This is a genomic window from Verrucomicrobiota bacterium (assembly GCA_034440155.1).
GTDB lineage: Bacteria > Verrucomicrobiota > Verrucomicrobiia > JAWXBN01 > JAWXBN01 > JAWXBN01.
Window position 1 is genome coordinate 1 of sequence record JAWXBN010000049.1, and the last position, 17,925, is coordinate 17,925.

Here is a 17,925-nt window from a genome sequence, read left to right on the forward strand (position 1 = left end):
AGTGGACACTCCCCTTCGCCAATCAAAAGGATACCCCGCGGTGGCTCATGCCTTCCCTCTTTTATAAAAAGAACCGCCAGACATTCATCGGATGGCTCCCGTCCATCGAAGGAAAGAATGATATCGTCAAAATGATCAATGATTATTGGACTTTTCGCAGTGACCTGATGGCCGTGCCCATGACGATGGGTTTTCAAGGGGATATTTCCGCTGCCATGGTCATGCCAGAAAGACAAGCAGGGCACATGACGGCACTGGGTTTTGATAATCGCCCCGGTCAATTTTCCCTTGTTGGTACCTGGCCGTTGAGGGATGAGCCCCGCACGCGTGATCTTTCAAAGCACGATGAAGTCGCCGGGATGATGGCCAAAGGGATCGACCCCGCGGTTATCGAATACGCAACGATCGCACCGGCCGAGAAAAAGATAATTTGTTTCTGGCTCTTTGACGGGGATGGTGACCCGCATGCTTATAACCCTATATTAAGGGAAACCTTTGAATACTGGGATCCCGAGTTCGAGATCACACCATGGTATCCGACAAAGGAGGCCATCGAACATGCCGCCCACGGCCTTTACCACTGGCATTACGATGATGAACACCGCGCCCTTTGGGAGACGAATCATTTCTCCGCTGCGGCAGCAAATAATCCGAAGCAGGTCCACCGTTTCGAGATGCACACCGGATTTGTCAGCGGTACACCATACGCCCATGCACTGCGCCAGTATGGTTTGAGATTCGGGCGTGCGGGAGAGGCCGAGGCCGGGCGCAAATTGCTCGACCATATGTGTGAGAATCTCACCCCTTGGGGGACTTTCTGGAGTGTTTATTATAAGGAAGGAAAACGTTGGGGCACCGGTTGGCATTCAGCTGAGGAATGGCAGGCGACACCGGGAAAACCATCCGAGGAGCTCCAGGCCAGGACTTTGGCCGATGCCACCCTTTATGCCGCCCGTGCAGCGATAGCGGAAAGTGAAAATGATAAAAGTAAAGTGCTTTGGACCGGGGCAGTAATCCGGAACCTTGATTTTGTAGTCGGAATCCAACGCGAGGATGGTAACCCCGGGCAAGGTTACTCGAAAGACGATGGGCGCGTGATTTACTGGGATAGCCATGAGGGGTTGCTTTGGATTGCAGCCTTGGTGGAGGGTTATCGGCTAACGAGGAATAAAACCTATCTGGACAGCGCGCAGAAAGCAGGCCGTTATTATGAACCTTTTGTCCGAGATGCCTATCTGACCGGAGCCCCCGAGGGAGCCCGCTACCAATCAACATCCGAGGATCCGATGAATGGGGTTATTTCCTATACAAACCTATGGCAGGCCACAGGGGAAAAGGTCTGGCTCGATCTGGCCATTCTTTGTGCGGAATTCCTCATGACTTACCGTTGGCAATACAATACAGTTTTTCCGGAGAAAAGTACTTGTGGGGCATACGGTCTGAAGACAAAAGGTTGGGATATTTCCTCGCCAAATAATATTCATATCCATCCTTATGGTTTGGGATGTGTCCCTGAGATGATCGAGCTCTGGAAAGCTACAGGGGACTCCTATCTCATGAGGCAGAATGTAAATTGCGTCTTGAGCCTCCACCAGATGATGGCTCCCTATGACGGGTGTATGGATGGGCGCCGGGGGATGATTACGGAACGTTTCTATCAGACGACTGACGATGGTTCCAAAGGCCAGAGCCTGCCCTTGTCGCACAGCTGGTGTAATGGCCTGATCCTCCTCGCGGACCTGTGCCTTTTGGACAAGGGGCACCTCTTTATCGATGAGGAGAGCGGGGGGGTTTTTGTTTATGAGGCCATTAATCTGCGCAAATTGCGCGGCGGCGTATTCGTGATTAATAATCCTTGGGATACCGAGCTCAAGCTAAAAGTCACCGTCCGCAAATTGCACGGATCAAAAAGAAAATACCCCGCGCAAATTGCTCTGCCCGCAAAGGGTACAGTCGAAATAAAAATCTGATTGGGTCCATTTTAAAAGATTTATTCAGGCAGAGAGGATGAATTTCTTTTTTTCATCATAGGGTAAGGGGCGGAGGATGCGGATGAGATTGATGCGTTCACCGGCATTCTTCTTATCAAGCTTTCTGATAAATCGCCTCCCCATTTGGTTGGCTTCACGATAGCGCTCCGCAATTTGCGGGGATGGATAGGAAAAGGTTTCCCGGTCAAAGAGCCATTCATCGAGCCAGCGCTTGTGGGAGGGGGAGAGCGCCGTGTGACCGTTGCCACGGGATATGCAGTGTTTCAGGACGAGGTAAGTATCGATTTTCCCCTGGAGTTCGAGGTTTGAGAGGAAAGATGCCGATGAGATTTCCTTTTGGCCATCGAGGAAAAGGAGGATCGCGTGGAGGGCATGATTAATCTCTTCGATAAAAGTGATAAAATCCCGGATATTGATGTCACTCAGCGTCTCCAGGGGATGATTATTTTCGAGGCGGGAGATGACGCCGGGTGAATAATAAACGGCTATGCTGAGGGCCTCGCCGGTTTTTCGTAAATAAACACGTCCTTGGTGGGAAAGGTAATCTGTCTCTTTGCCGGACATGCGGGCAAGCTCTACTGAGCGCCTGGGCCCGATAATAAAATCCTCAAGGTTTACCCCGATGGGGGCGTAGGTACGCTCGAGAAGGTTTTGGATTTTTCTCAGGAGTGTCATGGGTGAGGGGGATAGTCAAAAAGTGGGGTCACATGCCAGTGCAGGAAACGTTCTGTCATATTATTCAGGGCTGTCCGGACAAGGGTAAAATCGTCGGCGAGCCTTTCATAGACATGGTCGAGGTGATGACGCCGGGCCAGTACATGATGGCTGAGAATCTTGTACTGGGCTGCTCCGATTTGTTCGTAGAAATCGAGGGAAGGACTGCCCCGGCGCTGCATCCGAAATTCCACATTCTCATGGAAAATACCCGTCATATAAAGAGCAAGATTACCGATGTGTGCCTGGATCGCAAAAGCCTGTTCGGAGGTGCATTTTTGTAGGAGGATCAGCATATCTGTGACATAGCGGAGGTTTTCACCGGGGATCTCGCTGAGTTTTTCTGTATTTTCCTGCCGGGCAAAATGAGTGAGTAGGGATGAGATATAATCCGCCAAATCCCTATCGTCGATTCCCATATCAAGCAAGACACGGCGCACCAATACATAAAAATAGAATGTCGGAGAGATATTATGGCAGGCGGGACTTTCGATTAAATGGTCAAAAACAGATTCATGATCCAAGAGATCATCACGCAGGCGGTTATCGGTGAGGAGCTCACCAAGGGAGACAATGCGTCCTGTACGGGTAACTAAGGTTTCGATGAGAAAATCAAAGTCCCCCACAGTGAGAGTATCGCGGCAATTTGCTCTAACCATATTACGCCCTCCTAGATGCCTATAGCATAATCGTGATTGATGATCATTTCAAGTATTCTCATGAGCATGACCTATGCCAGAAAAGGATCAGGATTGAATGGACTGGATCGAACCAATCCCATACGGATCAGAGGGGGGGGATCGGTCCTGTTAGGGTTATGATTTCTTTTTAACGGAGATCACGCCTTTGTGGCGTCGAGAGCAAGTTGCTGCTCGATAGCGATGTCTATGCGTGCCTTTTTGGGGCTTTCCAGCATGGGCTTAAGGAATCGGGCGGTGTGGGAAGTCGGATGTTTGGCGACTTGCTCAGGCGTGCCGCAGGCGATGATTTCACCGCCGCCATCTCCACCCTCGGGACCCATATCGATAATCCAATCAGCGGTTTTGATCACATCGAGATTGTGCTCGATAATCACCAGCGTATTACCCGCCTCACGGAGCTTGAGCAAGACCTCGAGTAATTTATCCACGTCGGCAAAATGCAGGCCTGTGGTAGGCTCATCAAATATATAGAGTGTGCGTCCGGTGGATTTTTTGGAGAGTTCAGTAGCGAGTTTAACGCGCTGGGCCTCACCGCCGGAGAGTTGAGTGGCGGGTTGTCCGAGGCGGATGTAACCGAGACCGACCTCGGCGAGGGCGTAGGATTTTTCCTGGATCTGGGGGATACTGCGGAAAAAGCTTAAGGCCTCATCCACGGACATGGCTAAGACATCGGCAATATTTTTACCTTTATAAGTGATTTCTAGGGTTTCGCGGTTGTAACGTTTTCCGTTGCAGATTTCACAAGTCACATAGACGTCGGGAAGGAAATTCATTTCGATTTTTTTGACACCATCACCTTCACAGGCCTCACAGCGTCCGCCCTTGACATTAAAGCTAAAGCGACCTGCGTCATAACCCCTGATTTTCGCGGTGGGAATCTGGGCGAAAAGATCGCGGATATCGTTGAACATACCCGTATAAGTACAGGGGTTTGATCTTGGTGTCCTGCCAATCGGGGCTTGGTCGATGACGATAACTTTATCGAACTCATCCATACCCCTTATCTCCGTGTGTTTTCCGGCGATATCCTTCGAGCGATAGAGTTTTTTGCTCATGGCCTTACAAAGGATATCCATTACCAGGGTGCTTTTACCAGAGCCGGATACCCCTGTGACACAAGTGATTAATCCGGCGGGGATACGGGCGGTGACATTTTTCAGGTTATTCTCATTGGCCCCGCGTATTTCAAGATGGATATTTGAGGGGGCTTTCCGTTTTTTCGGGATCGAGATATTCAGGTCACCGCGGAGGTATTGGGCGGTGAGTGAACGGTCTGACTCGAGGATTTCGGCTAGTGTACCGGCAGCAACGACTTCACCCCCGAGGACTCCAGCACGCAATCCCATATCGACGATGTAGTCAGCCCGTTTGATCGTATCCTCATCATGTTCGACTACGATGACTGAGTTCCCCAGATCGCGTAAGCCTTCCAAAGTCTGGATCAGGCGTTCATTATCACGCTGGTGGAGACCAATGCTCGGTTCATCAAGGACATATAATACACCGGTCAACCCAGCTCCGATCTGGGTGGCCAGTCGGATGCGTTGGGCTTCCCCCCCAGAGAGGGTCGCATTTTCACGGTTAAGATTCAGATAATCGAGTCCGACATTCTTGAGGAAAACCAGCCGGGAGAGGATTTCCTTGAGGATGGGCTCGGCAATCACCTTATCCTGAGGGGATAAGACCAGGTCATTAAAGAACTCAATGGCATTCCCGACGGAAAGACAGGTGATTTCCATGATGCTTTGCCCCACCATTTTTACGGCCAAGACTTCCTTGCGCAGACGGGCTCCGTTACAAACAGGGCAGGGGAGGCGATTCATGAAACTTTCGGTGCGCATGCGGGCAAGCGGGGATTTGGACTCGGTATGGCGGCGTTTGAGGTTCGGAATGACGCCTTCAAAAACTTTTTCATATTCGACCATACGACCGCCTTTGACCATTTTAAAACGGATTTTTTGTCCGTTTGAACCGTGCATGATGGTGTTGCGTAGGGCCTCGGGCAAATTGCTCCAAGGGGTATTCGCATCTTGCCCGAATGCATCGACGACGGAACGCAGAAGATTTTGAAAAAAGGCCTGAGTGGGTTTACCACCCTTTGCCCAAGGGGAGACGACGCCTTCGATAATCGTTTTTTTCGGGTCAGGAATAATCAGGTTTTCATCAAAAATCATCGTCGTGCCGAGTCCCCCGCATTCCGGACAGGCACCTTTTGGATTATTAAACGAGAACATGGAGGCGGTGAGTTCTACGCCGACAGTACCATGGACCGGACAAGAATAATTCTCACTATAACTTTTCTCCTTCCATTTTGGTAATCCGTCAGTACCGGTTTCTTCAATGAGCAGGATCATGTTCCCTTTACCCTGGCGCATGGCCAGCTCCACGGAGTCGGCAATCCGGGGCCGTAAACGTTCTTCAACTGCCAGACGGTCAATAATCACATCAATAGAGTGTTTCTTTGATTTGATGAGGGCAGGCATAGTCTCGGTAATATCGACGATTTGTCCATCGACCCGGACGCGCAGAAAACCTTCTTTTTTGATTTTTTCGAAGATATCGAGTAATTCCCCTTTTTCATTCTGGACCGAGGGAGAAGCAATCATGATCCGCTTACCCACCATTTTTGTGGCGATGGAATGGATGATATGTGAGATCGTGGAATGCTCCAGTATGACCCCACAATGAGGACAATGGGGTGTGCCTACATGGGCGAAAAGAAGCCGGAGAAAATCATAAATCTCTGTCGTCGTCGCGATAATGGAACGTGGGTTACTGCCCGAATTCCTCTGCTCGATAGCGATGGCCGGGGAGAGGCCTTCGATCTGATCGACATCGGGTTTATCCATGAGATCGAGAAATTGCCGGGCATAGGTCGAGAGGCTCTCGACGTATTTGCGTTGGCCCTCGGCAAAGATAGTGTCAAAAGCGAGGGAGGATTTTCCTGAACCGCTCAATCCGGTCATGACAACGAGCTTTTCACGGGGTAGGGTAATACTCACATTCTTGAGATTGTGAACCCTAGCGCCTTTGATAGTAATCAAATCTTTAGACATGGACTGTCAAAATCCCGTTTTCTGACGTTTGATTAGACTAACAAGCAAGGGGGAGGGCTTACAATAAGATTTATAGTGAAATTCATATTTTTCTCGCCGGCTGGATGAGTTTGAATTATCTTTGAAATATGAAGAAACTCCTCACATCATCTTTTATCCTTATTGCATTTGCTTATTTTTCAGTTCCTGCTTTTTCCCAGGAAACAGCGAAAGAGTTGAATCACGGTTATGCCTTGCTTCACCAAATTTCTTCCGAATCGAAAAATACGGGAATGATTTTTATCGTCAAAAATGGCTCAAGTGAGGTTCATTCATTGACGGGAGAAGCCGACAAAATCATGTCAAAGATATCTTCTAAATTAGAAAACTGGGCCAATCAGGATTCTACCCTCGATATTAAACACACAGGACAGTCTAAAATTGAAAGAAGGGCTAGTAAATTTGATGGTTCTTCTACCAAAAGTCTTTTAATGGATTCCAGTGGACGTCGATTTAATATGATGCTGACAGTCGTGAACTACGAGTCCGTGAGTTATACATTTGATTTAGTAAAAGCAATCCTCCGCTTCGAAACAAACCAAGATCGCAGGGCTACATTAAAAACTTGGTCTAGTGACCTTAACTCCCTCCAAAGTAAAATCGTGGCAGCCATGCTTTCTACCGGACAAAGTAAGTAAGGTAGTAAAAGCCTTAGACTCTAAAGCAAGACGGGATGGGGTAAATATATCCAAGTCAAATCTTGCTTGCAGCCATCCCATTTTTATCCATTATTGTCAATATTAATTCCAGTTTCGATATTGACTGGAGTTAAACATTAAAAATCTATCTCAATTAAAAAAAAAGGCTAAATATGGAAAACCTTACACGCAAATTGCTCATCGGACTGGTCACATGCACCTTGGCTCTCTGCTTATTGTCAGGATGTAATACGACATCAAGTTCATCTACACAGAAATCAAAACCTTCAGTGACGGGAAATACGGGTACCCTGACTGTTCAAAATCCACATGAATACTGGATGATGGCGGTAGTCGATAAAAAGTTTGGTTGGATCGCCCCCTTCGCATCAAAGACATTCCACCTGCCTCCGGGTAACTATACTGTCAAGCTCCGCGACAGTCAGGAGTTCCCTTTGGGTAGTTACCCTGTGACTGTTCAATAAGACAGCCTTCTGTATTCTCGAAAATTCCAACCCTGGAAAATCCAGGTTGGTTTTTTTGTGGAGTAGATGCATTTGATATTCGGATGAGGGTGATTTTCACTCCATACCCCCATTAATCAGGGATAATAGCAGACTACCTTTTCGGCATTTACAGGCAGGAAGGAGTCGATGCCCGTTACCCCGTTCGGAAGCCTACAGGGGGATCAATCCCCGTTCATGAGGGGTGATTTGGCTTATCATTAGATTTGAAAATAAAAAAACGGCAATCCGTTAAAAGATTGCCGTTTTTTATAAAAGATTTTTTTTAAAAGCTTAACCTTTTACAACGAGTGCGTGGAAGGCGGCCCAATCATCGAAGTTATTCAGGTTCACTGCGTCCTTAAATTTTCCGTCATCTTTCATGCAAGCTGAGTCGAGGATGGATGTACGGACTTCATCCTTGTGATGATATCCGAGTATAGCTTCATTGAGTTTTTTAATAGAGGCTTGATCGATATTTCCCTCTTTTTTCTCAAGGATCCAAGCTTCAAAAGCTGAATAGCTCGGACTTTTATCTTTGAAGAAAGCTTGGACATCATCTTTGGAGATGCCGAGGCAGTCGAGGACCATCATGTCATATCCTGGAGAGCAGCAACCGTAATCTTCAGGCAACAAGCCTTTGGTAAAAAGGATGCATTTCTGCCACAGGCGTGGCAAATGAAGGATTCCGAGGGAACCGGCGGTGCCGGAACTGATAGTAGGGACGATTTTTGTAATCATAATTCTATTTTTCTTTGTGTTAGGGGTAGTTGTTGAATAAAAAACTATTTTTTGTAGGCCTCTCCGACAGCAGAAAGGTTGGTTTGTAAGAGCTGGAAAGATTCCGGCAGTTGTGACATCACCTTATCTGTAAAACGGGCTGTGTCTTTTTTGATTTTTTCAAATGCTTTGTCCGAATACTTTACGGATTTCGGAACCATGGCTTTGAATTTCGCGACACGTTTCTGTGAAATCTCGATGGTTTTCTCGCTGATTTCCCCGTCTTTATATGCCTTTTCTACGGCTTCAAAGGCATTGATCATAATGGATGGTGTGTGGCAGATAAGAACCAAATCACTTCCAGCTTGGAGGGTTTTTACAGCAGATTCCTCAATGGGTAACATCTTGGTAATGGCACCCATTTCCAGATCGTCCGTGACGACGGCCCCTTGGTATTTGAGGGTTTTCCGTAAAAGACCTTCGATAATCACTTTAGAGATCGAGGCGGGATAAGGATCTTTATGGAAACAGGGAAAATGCCCGTGGCCGATCATGATACTGGGGATTAACTTTGATTTAGCCAGTTTCATGTAGGGAACCAAGTCGACTTCCATTAATTGTTTTTTTGTGCGATCAACAAGGGGAAGATTAAAATGGGGGTCTTTATTGGCGGCGCCATATCCAGGGAAATGTTTTCCGCAGGGGAGTACCCCTTCCTTGAGGAGTCCTTTTGCAAAGGCTCCGGCGAAGGCCACTGTTTCAAGGGGATCAGCGGACCATGTCCTATCGGAGACGGAATTATCGACTTCACGTTTTAGTGCGAGATCGACTACCGGGCAGAGATCCCAGTTAAATCCTAATAAACGCATGACTTTACCACCCCAGAGACCGTGCTCATAAGCTAGTGCTGTTTTACCCGTGACTCCAAGCTGTTGTGCCGAGGGGATGACTCCGAGGAATTCCTTGATTCGGTTAACCCGTCCACCCTCGTGGTCCAGACAGATCAAGACATCTTTACCTAATAAATCACGAACTTGGGCATTCAACTCTGCTACAGCCGCTGGGCTGGTGATATTCCGCGCAAAGAGAATGATTCCGCCCGGACGGATAGCCCGCAAATAGGTGCGGGTATCCAAATCAAGTTCAGCCTTAGGTAACCCCACCACGAAATTCTGTCCGAGCGTGGACAAATTTTTCTTTGCCATAATCAAGTTTCTTTTAAGCGATTTTAAAGTCTATACGTAATGCTATTGTTTGGCTGGTGGATTTAACTCAGGAGTAGGCATTTTTTCCGTTGCCGCTATTTTGTAGGCAATATTCGCGTCTTTCTCCAGTTTTTGGAGGAAAGTTTGTAGTTCCTGAGCACGCTTCATATTAATCAGGTATTGTTTAACCTGAGGTGCTGCTTCTTGGAAGGCCACGGTGCCAGCAGGTTTTTTGTCAGTTACTTTAAGGAAATGGTATCCATAGGGGGTCTCAAAAACTTTGCTGACTTCGCCGGTCTTTGCGGAGAAGGCAACTTCTTCAAATTCCGGAACCATTTGTTTACGCCCGAAAAGTCCGAGATCACCACCTTTTGTTTTGCTACCGGGATCTTCAGATACCGCTGCGGCGACCACTGCAAAATCTTCACCTTTTTTCACACGGGCAAGGGCGTCTTCAGCGATTTTTTTCTTGGCGGCTTTTACTGTCGCATCAGAGCCTTCCGGTACCAAAATCAGAATGTGCCTTGCCTCAACCATATCAGGGCGTGTAAAACGATCCTTATTTTGGTCATAGAAAGCTTGGATTTCAGCAGGTGTAGGGTCTGTAGGGACGGGAATAGATTTCTCGATGAAATCACGGATCAAAAGCTGGTCTTGCATGTCCTTCTTTAATGCCGTGAGATTAAGGCCTTGCTCAGTGAGTTGTTTTTCGAGTTTTTCTTTCCCTCCCATACGCTGGGCAATGGTATCGATTTGTTTGTTTAATTCCTCATCGATCTTTTTCTTGTCGCCGGTGCCTGCTTGTTTCAGCAGTAACTCTTTCATGACTAATTGCTGGACGATTTCCTTTTGAATTGATGACATTGCTTGGGCAGGTACTTGGGACTTATCCCAGCCGCGCATGGCGAAAAACTGTTTTTCAGCCTCATCCACCTGTTTTTTAGTGATTTTTATGCCTTTTCCTTCGGCGACAACATAGCTGGGTGAATTAGGATCTTTGGAGCCACAACCTTGGATGGCAAGGATGGTTACTATTGCGATTAGCAATGATGAGGAGACAGCGAGTGATTTTTTGAACATATTCATTTAATGGGATTTAACAGGTTTGAATTATTTTACAATTGAACATTGTACTTCAGGATAAGTTTTTGTTTTTTGTCACTTTCTTTACTTTTCAGAGGGGATGCCCACAATAGCCTCGATTTCAATTAAAGCATCTTTGGGTAGTTTAGATATTTGGATTGTCGTGCGGGCTGGATAGGGGGCGGGGAAATATTCTTGGTAGATTTGGTTGAATTCAGGGAAATGTCCTAAATCAGTCAGGAAAACAGTCGTTTTGAGAACATGGCCAGTCGTCAGGCCTTGTGACTTTAAGATCCCTGAGATATTCTCTAATACTTGTTTTGATTGCTCTTGTATTGTATTTCCAATAATTAAACCGCTTTCAGGATTTAATGGAATCTGTCCAGATAAAAATATAAGGTTCTGGAATTTTATCGCTTGGGAATAGGGCCCAATGGCCTTTGGCGCGAGAGGTGTTGAGATTTCTTCTTTCATTAGATTAGTCTTTTAATGCTTATCATTATACTAATCAAACTGTTTAAGGATTAAAAATCGACTGTAACGATAGAGTAAAATTTTAATAATGTCATTGACCATCAGTCCTATTTTTTTAAGATACGGCTATATTTGTTAACACAAAAGGATAGATAATGGATCTCAAAGAGATAAAACAAATCATCGATTTAATGTCCCGCAATCACCTGACTGAGTTTGAACTTGAGAAAGATGGCTTTAAAATTCATCTCAAAAAAGATGGTGCTGCGGTCCAACATACAATTTCCCCGATGATGTCACATGCGCCCCAAATGACGACGGCTTATCAATTGCCGGTTCAACATTCTGCTCATTCTGTAGCACTTTTACCTTCTTTAGCCCCTGAATTAAAGGCCGATAACCTTAAAGAAATCGTTTCCCCAATGGTTGGAACATTTTATCGCTCACCCTCTCCCGAATCCCCCTCGTACGTAGAGGTGGGAACCCAAGTCAATGAAGATACAGTCGTCTGTATCATTGAAGCAATGAAGGTCATGAATGAAATCAAGGCTGAGGTAAAAGGGGTAATCACAGAGAGTTTGGTTGAAAGTGGTAAGTCTGTTGAGTTTGGTAAGCCACTCTTTAAGGTTAAAGCTTTATAATAAATCCCATGTTTGATAAAATTCTGATCGCAAATCGTGGCGAGATTGCCCTTCGTATCATTCGCGCCTGTAAAGAAATGGGGATTCGTACCCTCGCTGTTTATTCTGAGGCGGATGTTGATTCCCTGCATGTGCAACTTGCTGACGAAGCAATTTGCATCGGGCGTGGACCTTCGAATGAAAGTTATTTAAAAATCGACCGTATTATAAGTGCGGCGGAGGTCGGAGATGTCGATGCGATTCATCCTGGGTATGGTTTTTTGGCTGAGAATGCGCATTTTGCCGAGGTTTGTGAGAGTTGTAATATTAAATTCATCGGCCCGAAACCCTCCTCAATACGATCCATGGGCGACAAGGCTGTCGCACGTGAGACGGCCATGAAAGCCGGTATTCCTGTTACCCCGGGGAGTGATGGAGTTATTGAGACCGAGCAAGAAGCCATTAAGATCGCCAAAAAAATCGGTTATCCGGTCATGATTAAGGCTGTCGCAGGGGGAGGCGGCCGCGGGATGCGGGCTGCCCATAATGATGTGAGCTTGGTAAAAGGATTCCATACAGCTCGTAATGAAGCGGAAAAGGCTTTTGGTAACTCGGCGGTTTATATCGAGAAATTGATTGAGAACCCCCATCACATTGAAATTCAGATTATTGCTGATAAAAAAGGGAAAGTCTTGCATTTGGGGGAACGTGATTGCTCCATGCAGAGGCGTAACCAGAAGATTATCGAGGAATGCCCTTCTCCCATGATGGGGACCAAGGAAGGCATCAAATTACGCGATAAAATGGGCAAAGCCGCTGTAAAACTCGCCGAAGCCGTAAAATATGAGAATGCAGGCACCCTCGAATTCTTGGTTGATGACGAGTATAATTTTTATTTCATGGAAATGAATACCCGTATCCAGGTCGAGCACCCGGTTACGGAAGAGGTTTATGGGATCGATTTGATCAAGGAACAAATCAAGGTGGCTGCCGGATTGCCCTTGACCTTATCCCAGAGCGATATTATACCCCGCGGCCATGCGGTGGAATGCCGGATCAATGCCGAAGATCCGTTTAATAATTTCATGCCCAGTCCCGGCCGTATCGGTCTTTATTATGCTCCGGGTGGCAGAGGAGTCCGGGTCGATTCACACGCCTACAGTGGATACAATATCCCGCCCTATTACGATTCAATGATTGCGAAATTAATCACCATCGGTAAAGACCGGCAGGATGCCATTAACCTTATGCAACGCGCATTAGGTGAATATATCATCCGGGGTGTAAAAACGATTATCCCGCTCCAGCAAATCATCATGAACGACCCGAATTTCCGCCGTGGTCGTTACAGCACCCATTTTGTGGGGAATTTGCTAGAACAAAAAGCCAATTTGATGGAAACGCAGAAGTAGTTTTTTTACCGGAAAATCTGCACGATACTACTGATAGATAAAAAAAAGCCACCGGAGCGATTTGCTGCGGTGGCCTTTGAAAATTAATCGGGGGTTTTCTTTTTCCCCCCTCTCCCCGGATAAACCCTTTTATTTCATCTTTACCCATTTACGGGTAAGAGCGGATTTCTCGACAGCATCGAGGATCGCGTCATTTTTCATACCATCCTCGAAGGTGGGTTGGACACTCTTGCCTTTGACCACGGCATCAATGAAGTCTGCAAAGGTATTCGTAAAGGTGTGTTCGTATCCGATGATATGACCTTCGGGCCACCAAGCATGCCAGTAAGGATGGGCGGCCCCATTAGAAACGATGATATCGCGGAATCCTTTGGCATGGGCTGGATCTCCGTCGTTAAAGAATTTCAGGCGGTTCATATCCTCAAAATCGAAGTAAAGGGAACCTTTTGAACCGTTGATTTCAAGGGTAATATGATTTTTACGTCCGAGGGCGAAACGGGTGGCTTCGAGATTGGCGATGGCCCCGTTTTTGAAACGTCCGATCCAGCTTACTGTGTCGTCGACAGTGACTTTACCGGTTTTTTTGGCTTTTGATTTAGCGCCGGCTAGGCCAGCACCTGAATCATCGAGCAGGGGGCGTTCCTTGATGAATGTTTCCATCAGAGCGCAGACCTCATCGACTTCACCGACGAGGTAACGCCCGAGGTCGATAATATGGGCGTCGATGTCCCCGTGGGTTCCGCTCCCTGCGATTTCTTTTTGTAAACGCCAGACGAGGGGGAAGTTCGGATCCACGATCCAGTCTTGAGCATAACGTGCGCGGAAATGAAAAATACGCTCACCGAGCTCACCGTTTTCAATCATTTGTTTAGCGAGGGCGATGGCCGGAATACGGCGGTAATTGTGGCAAACCATATTCACGACACCGGCCTTTTTGACAGCATCGACCATGGCTTTACACTCTTTTTGGTTCATCCCGAGGGGTTTTTCGCAGAGGATGGCTTTTCCGGCTTTTGCTGCGGCGATGGCGATTTCGGCATGCGAATTATTTGGTGTGGTAATATCAATGATATCAATTTCTGGATCATTAACCACTTTGCGCCAATCGGTTTCGTAGCTTTGCCAGCCGAGTTTGGCAGCGGCTTCAGCGACCTTTTCCTTGTTCCGTCCACAGATTGTTTTGAGGACGGGCTTGGCTTTGGTGCTGAAGAATTTATCGACTTGGCGCCAGGCATTTGAATGGGCTTTACCCATGAAGTTATAACCGATCATTCCGACATTAAGTGTCTTGGCCATAATATGAGGTCTCTTGAATCGTTGGTTTCTGGATATTGATTAAGTTTTTGTTGGGTCTTTCTTATTGACTTAAAGACACCATAATAAAATGTTGAAGGGTTTGCAACTTTTACTATTCTGCATGGCGTGTTAGTCACCGTACTTAAATCAAAATTGCATAAGGCCACTGTAACTGGCGGACACGTCGATTACGAGGGGAGTATTACCATTGACCAGGAATTTCTGGATCGTGTAGGCATTTTACCCTACGAAAAAGTGCTGATTGGCAATATGGCCAATGGCGCACGTTTCGAGACCTACGTGATCGTCGGAGAGCATGGTAAAAAGGAAATCGTTCTCAACGGGGCCACGGCCCATCTCGGTAAAAAAGGTGACCGTCTCACCATCATGACCTTCGCCCAAATGCCCGTCGAGGAAGCTAAGGAATTCCATCCCCGTAAAATTAATCTCGATGCCCAGAATAATATTATCGGATAGTACCTCGGGATCGTAAATATCATCAGTCCACTTATCCGGTAAATCGTGGATAGGAGTATTGCTCATCTCGGCCTATTCGAAGCCCCCCCCATTATTTCAGCGCATTGATTTCTTCGGGTGTGAGCAGGCGGTAGTCGGACATTTTAGCGGTTTGTTTCAGGTAAGATTTTGATAAGAAAACCCGCGAGATGGTCTCGAGGGAGAGCTCTGCAGGCATCCACACCCCGTTAGGGAGTCGAGTGCCGAGATAAGTGATTCTCAGATCGCGCAAGGTAGCAAAGGGCCACGCGAGATAGAGTGATGTGTCCAGATCGGCTTCACAGGCTTTAATCACATAGGCTTGTTTATCGACCCATATTTTTCCAGTGAGGTTATTGAGGACTTTTTGAACCTTTGATTTGGCTTTCATTTTTTTTGAGGGGACAAATGAAAGGACATAACAAAGGCTGTTTTTCTTCATTTGCTCGCCTTGATAGGTGAAGTCATAACGTTTGACGAGCTCGGCCATCTGTAAGGATTCAGAATATTGGAGAGGCGCATTTTTTGTGCGTTCGGGTTTGGGGGCGTCATTTGCTGTGGGCGTAGGGGCACCCTTTACGGCAATTGCCGTGGAGATGGATTCATAAGGGTGGCCGGCTACGATGATTTGTTCACCATTATCATCGATTGATTTAAGTTCGTAGGTAATCCCGGGATTACTGATAACGAGGAATTTTTTGGTCCGGGTCTTTTTGGTTTCACCTTTTTTATTGAGCTTTTCGATGGTGATCATTTCTTCGTAAACGTAGTTCTCCGCCTTTTTGTCGTTTTCTTCTTCAGCCTTGATCACTTTAAGGATGAGTTCCTCGACATTAAAAGGGGCGGCGGACATTACGGCGGGTATCAGGATCAGACAGAGGAGAATTGAAAAAAAAGATGACAGTTGGTTAGCACTCATAAAGTTTAGTTTTCATATCAAAGCGTTATTATCCGTGCTTGCAAGTCTTTCTGTTTTTTCACACATTTTGCGCATCATGTCGCATATCAAACTTTACATTCCCGGCCCCATCGAGGTCAGCCCGAAAACTTTTGAAGCTTTTTGTAAGCCGATGATCGGCCACCGGAGCCAGTCATTTAAGGATATCTATGCTGACATGCAGCCCAAGCTCCAATCCTTGATGTATACTAAACAACTCGTTTATCTTTCGACATCGAGTGCCTGGGGAGTGATGGAAGGGGCAATCCGGAATTTAACGACAAAAAAAGTCCTGAATTGCATGTGTGGGGCTTTTTCAGACAAATGGCTCGATGTGTCGAAGCGTTGTGGAAAACAAGCCGAAGCCTTGAAAGTGGAGTGGGGCAGCCCGGTCATGGCTGACCAGATCGACGCCAGGCTCGCCACCGGGGATTTCGACTCCCTCACCCTCATTCATAATGAAACCAGCACGGGGACCATGAGTCCGCTGGAGCAAATTGCTCAACTCAAGAAGAAATATCCTGATGTCATGTTTATTATCGATGCCGTCAGTTCTCTGAGTGCTGTGAAGATCGAATTCGACAAACTCGGTATTGACGTCTTACTGGCGGGTTCGCAGAAGGCTTTGGCTCTTCCTCCCGGTTTAACCGTTTTCACCGTAAGTGAAGCAGCCATGAAAAAGGCGGAAACCGTCACTGACCGCGGTTATTATTTTGATTTCGTGGAGTTTGAGAAGAATGCTGGACAAAACATGACCCCGAGCACCCCGAGTATTTCGCACATCTATGCACTGCAATCTAAGCTCGATGAGATTCTCGCGGAAGGACTTGATGCCCGTTTTGCCCGTCATGATAAGCTCAATGGAATGGTCCATGAATGGGGTTCAAAAAATGGGTTCACCTTGTTCCCCGAAAAAGGTTATGAATCGAAGTCACTGACCTGTTTTAATAACGGGGCAAAACCCGGTGGGCGAGTGATTGATGTCGCTAAATTCCAGAAACTTGTGAAAGAAAATGGATATTTAATTGACGGTGGTTATGGTAAAATAAAAGGAACTACTTTCCGGATTTCAAATATGGGTGATGAGACGGAAGTCTCTATCAATCAACTGATTGCGGTGCTTGAGAGTGCTTTATCAAAAATTTGATGCCTAGAGGACTCATACTCTCTGACTTACAGACTTAGTAATGTTTTTAAATGATCTTGAGTAAATTCTCTTGATTTTCGATAAACTTTTTGTAACTATCTGTCGCTTAACAAAAAAGAAGCAGATTTCACATCAATCAAGGGGTTTATTATGTCAAACATTACTAAAAGAGATTTAGTCATCCAGATCAGCAATGAAACAGGAATGGTCCAGCAAGATGTCTTAGCTGTTGTCCAGAAAACATTGGATCATATTTCCCACTATCTTGCTGAAGGACGTAATGTCGAACTCCGTAATTTCGGTGTTTTTGAAGTCAAAGTACGTAAACCCCGTGTCGGCCGTAACCCGAATGCCCCCGAACATGACGTTCAAATTCCCGCACGTGCTGTTGTTAAATTTAAGCCCGGTAAGGAAATGCGTAAAATGGTATTGGATTTTGGTTCGAAAAACCTAATTGCTGCTGATGCTAAGGCTTCCGCAGCCAATCCGGCTCCTACCGATTAATAACGAATCTCTTGAGGTGTTGAGTTGTTTGGGTGAGGGCGTGAATCGACAACGGTTCACGCCCTTTCTTTTTTGTCGGGTTCGAGCGGTCACTGTTTTTCTTCCCCCTTGCAGTTATACGTTATTTGCATTAACTAAACTCTCCTTATGTCATTCCAAGTTCTCCCCGGTTTCCGTGATTTTTTCCCAGAAGATTATGCTGTTAAACACTTTATCGTGAGCAAATGGCGCGAGGTTTGTGGCCGTTACGGTTTTATCGAGTACGACGGCCCGGTGCTAGAGTCCCTCGAGCTCTACACGCAGAAGTCCGGGGACGAGATAGTGAAGCAACTCTTTAACTTTACCGACAAAGGCAACCGTGATGTCACCCTGCGCCCTGAGCTGACCCCG

General features: G+C 46.5%; 18 protein-coding genes. 9 read left to right on the forward strand and 9 right to left on the reverse strand.

From position 1 onward, the window contains the following. A partial coding sequence (locus SGI98_04905; protein MDZ4742743.1) for a hypothetical protein occupies positions 1-1,970 on the forward strand: 1,970 nt, incomplete at its 5' end. 24 nt (positions 1,971-1,994) lie between these two features. Here the strand turns inward: SGI98_04905 and SGI98_04910 are convergent. The 3 genes from SGI98_04910 to uvrA form a co-directional block, all read right to left on the reverse strand. Continuing rightward, positions 1,995-2,666, reverse strand: coding sequence for a hypothetical protein (locus SGI98_04910; GenBank protein MDZ4742744.1), 672 nt, complete (start codon positions 2,664-2,666; stop codon positions 1,995-1,997). After that, positions 2,663-3,364, reverse strand: coding sequence for a hypothetical protein (locus SGI98_04915; GenBank protein ID MDZ4742745.1), 702 nt, complete (start codon positions 3,362-3,364; stop codon positions 2,663-2,665). Before SGI98_04915 ends, SGI98_04910 begins: the two co-directional genes overlap by 4 nt. Before the next feature lie 179 nt (positions 3,365-3,543). Next, complete coding sequence (uvrA, locus tag SGI98_04920; protein ID MDZ4742746.1) at positions 3,544-6,462, reverse strand: excinuclease ABC subunit UvrA; 2,919 nt, start codon at positions 6,460-6,462, stop codon at positions 3,544-3,546. 128 nt (positions 6,463-6,590) lie between these two features. Between uvrA and SGI98_04925 the strand changes: the two genes are divergently transcribed. Both SGI98_04925 and SGI98_04930 read left to right on the forward strand, forming a co-directional pair. Further along, on the forward strand, positions 6,591-7,139 hold the full coding sequence (locus SGI98_04925; protein MDZ4742747.1) for a hypothetical protein: 549 nt from the start codon (positions 6,591-6,593) through the stop codon (positions 7,137-7,139). Positions 7,140-7,312: 173 nt separating this feature from the next. Beyond that, on the forward strand, positions 7,313-7,624 hold the full coding sequence (locus SGI98_04930; GenBank protein MDZ4742748.1) for a hypothetical protein: 312 nt from the start codon (positions 7,313-7,315) through the stop codon (positions 7,622-7,624). A gap of 312 nt (positions 7,625-7,936) precedes the next feature. Here the strand turns inward: SGI98_04930 and SGI98_04935 are convergent, their stop codons facing one another. From SGI98_04935 to SGI98_04950, 4 genes are all read right to left on the reverse strand, one after another. Beyond that, a complete protein-coding gene (locus SGI98_04935) occupies positions 7,937-8,383 on the reverse strand; it encodes a DUF5069 domain-containing protein (protein ID MDZ4742749.1) in 447 nt (148 codons plus the stop codon). A gap of 44 nt (positions 8,384-8,427) precedes the next feature. Further along, the gene (nagZ, locus tag SGI98_04940; GenBank protein ID MDZ4742750.1) at positions 8,428-9,567 is read right to left on the reverse strand and encodes a beta-N-acetylhexosaminidase; all 1,140 of its coding nucleotides are present in this window, start codon (positions 9,565-9,567) and stop codon (positions 8,428-8,430) included. Positions 9,568-9,609: 42 nt separating this feature from the next. Beyond that, a complete protein-coding gene (locus SGI98_04945; protein MDZ4742751.1) occupies positions 9,610-10,647 on the reverse strand; it encodes a peptidylprolyl isomerase in 1,038 nt (345 codons plus the stop codon). An 87-nt stretch (positions 10,648-10,734) separates the two neighbouring features. Continuing rightward, positions 10,735-11,124 carry a RidA family protein gene (locus tag SGI98_04950; GenBank protein ID MDZ4742752.1) on the reverse strand — a complete coding sequence of 130 codons (390 nt, stop codon included), beginning with the start codon at positions 11,122-11,124 and terminating at the stop codon, positions 10,735-10,737. 155 nt (positions 11,125-11,279) lie between these two features. On the opposite strand from SGI98_04950, the gene accB reads away from it, so the two are divergent. Both accB and accC read left to right on the forward strand, forming a co-directional pair. Beyond that, positions 11,280-11,765 carry an acetyl-CoA carboxylase biotin carboxyl carrier protein gene (gene accB / locus SGI98_04955; protein MDZ4742753.1) on the forward strand — a complete coding sequence of 162 codons (486 nt, stop codon included), beginning with the start codon at positions 11,280-11,282 and terminating at the stop codon, positions 11,763-11,765. A gap of 8 nt (positions 11,766-11,773) precedes the next feature. Beyond that, positions 11,774-13,156: an acetyl-CoA carboxylase biotin carboxylase subunit gene (accC, locus tag SGI98_04960; protein ID MDZ4742754.1), complete on the forward strand. Its 1,383-nt coding sequence runs from the start codon at positions 11,774-11,776 to the stop codon at positions 13,154-13,156. Between the two features lie 129 nt (positions 13,157-13,285). Here the strand turns inward: accC and SGI98_04965 are convergent, their stop codons facing one another. Next, positions 13,286-14,452 carry a Gfo/Idh/MocA family oxidoreductase gene (locus tag SGI98_04965; protein MDZ4742755.1) on the reverse strand — a complete coding sequence of 389 codons (1,167 nt, stop codon included), beginning with the start codon at positions 14,450-14,452 and terminating at the stop codon, positions 13,286-13,288. A 126-nt stretch (positions 14,453-14,578) separates the two neighbouring features. Here SGI98_04965 and panD point away from each other — a divergent pair, with 126 nt between their 5' ends. After that, positions 14,579-14,929 carry an aspartate 1-decarboxylase gene (panD, locus tag SGI98_04970; GenBank protein MDZ4742756.1) on the forward strand — a complete coding sequence of 117 codons (351 nt, stop codon included), beginning with the start codon at positions 14,579-14,581 and terminating at the stop codon, positions 14,927-14,929. 91 nt (positions 14,930-15,020) lie between these two features. On the opposite strand, the gene SGI98_04975 is transcribed toward panD, so the two are convergent. After that, on the reverse strand, positions 15,021-15,866 hold the full coding sequence (locus SGI98_04975) for a hypothetical protein (GenBank protein ID MDZ4742757.1): 846 nt from the start codon (positions 15,864-15,866) through the stop codon (positions 15,021-15,023). Between the two features lie 76 nt (positions 15,867-15,942). Between SGI98_04975 and SGI98_04980 the strand changes: the two genes are divergently transcribed. From SGI98_04980 to SGI98_04990, 3 genes are all read left to right on the forward strand, one after another. Continuing rightward, positions 15,943-17,031 carry an alanine--glyoxylate aminotransferase family protein gene (locus SGI98_04980; GenBank protein MDZ4742758.1) on the forward strand — a complete coding sequence of 363 codons (1,089 nt, stop codon included), beginning with the start codon at positions 15,943-15,945 and terminating at the stop codon, positions 17,029-17,031. A 150-nt stretch (positions 17,032-17,181) separates the two neighbouring features. After that, positions 17,182-17,535, forward strand: coding sequence for an HU family DNA-binding protein (locus tag SGI98_04985; GenBank protein MDZ4742759.1), 354 nt, complete (start codon positions 17,182-17,184; stop codon positions 17,533-17,535). 147 nt (positions 17,536-17,682) lie between these two features. Further along, on the forward strand, positions 17,683-17,925 hold a 243-nt coding region (locus SGI98_04990; protein MDZ4742760.1), incomplete at its 3' end, for an ATP phosphoribosyltransferase regulatory subunit.

Bases quoted from the DNA above. Each gene is read 5' to 3' on its own strand.
- SGI98_04910 (MDZ4742744.1), bottom strand. From the start codon at position 2,666: ATGACACTCCTGAGAAAAATCCAAAACCTTCTCGAGCGTACCTACGCC.
- SGI98_04915 (MDZ4742745.1), bottom strand. From the start codon at position 3,364: ATGGTTAGAGCAAATTGCCGCGATACTCTCACTGTGGGGGACTTTGAT.
- uvrA (MDZ4742746.1), bottom strand. From the start codon at position 6,462: ATGTCTAAAGATTTGATTACTATCAAAGGCGCTAGGGTTCACAATCTC.
- SGI98_04925 (MDZ4742747.1), top strand. From the start codon at position 6,591: ATGAAGAAACTCCTCACATCATCTTTTATCCTTATTGCATTTGCTTAT.
- SGI98_04930 (MDZ4742748.1), top strand. From the start codon at position 7,313: ATGGAAAACCTTACACGCAAATTGCTCATCGGACTGGTCACATGCACC.
- SGI98_04935 (MDZ4742749.1), bottom strand. From the start codon at position 8,383: ATGATTACAAAAATCGTCCCTACTATCAGTTCCGGCACCGCCGGTTCC.
- nagZ (MDZ4742750.1), bottom strand. From the start codon at position 9,567: ATGGCAAAGAAAAATTTGTCCACGCTCGGACAGAATTTCGTGGTGGGG.
- SGI98_04945 (MDZ4742751.1), bottom strand. From the start codon at position 10,647: ATGTTCAAAAAATCACTCGCTGTCTCCTCATCATTGCTAATCGCAATA.
- SGI98_04950 (MDZ4742752.1), bottom strand. From the start codon at position 11,124: ATGAAAGAAGAAATCTCAACACCTCTCGCGCCAAAGGCCATTGGGCCC.
- accB (MDZ4742753.1), top strand. From the start codon at position 11,280: ATGGATCTCAAAGAGATAAAACAAATCATCGATTTAATGTCCCGCAAT.
- accC (MDZ4742754.1), top strand. From the start codon at position 11,774: ATGTTTGATAAAATTCTGATCGCAAATCGTGGCGAGATTGCCCTTCGT.
- SGI98_04965 (MDZ4742755.1), bottom strand. From the start codon at position 14,452: ATGGCCAAGACACTTAATGTCGGAATGATCGGTTATAACTTCATGGGT.
- SGI98_04975 (MDZ4742757.1), bottom strand. From the start codon at position 15,866: ATGAGTGCTAACCAACTGTCATCTTTTTTTTCAATTCTCCTCTGTCTG.
- SGI98_04980 (MDZ4742758.1), top strand. From the start codon at position 15,943: ATGTCGCATATCAAACTTTACATTCCCGGCCCCATCGAGGTCAGCCCG.
- SGI98_04985 (MDZ4742759.1), top strand. From the start codon at position 17,182: ATGTCAAACATTACTAAAAGAGATTTAGTCATCCAGATCAGCAATGAA.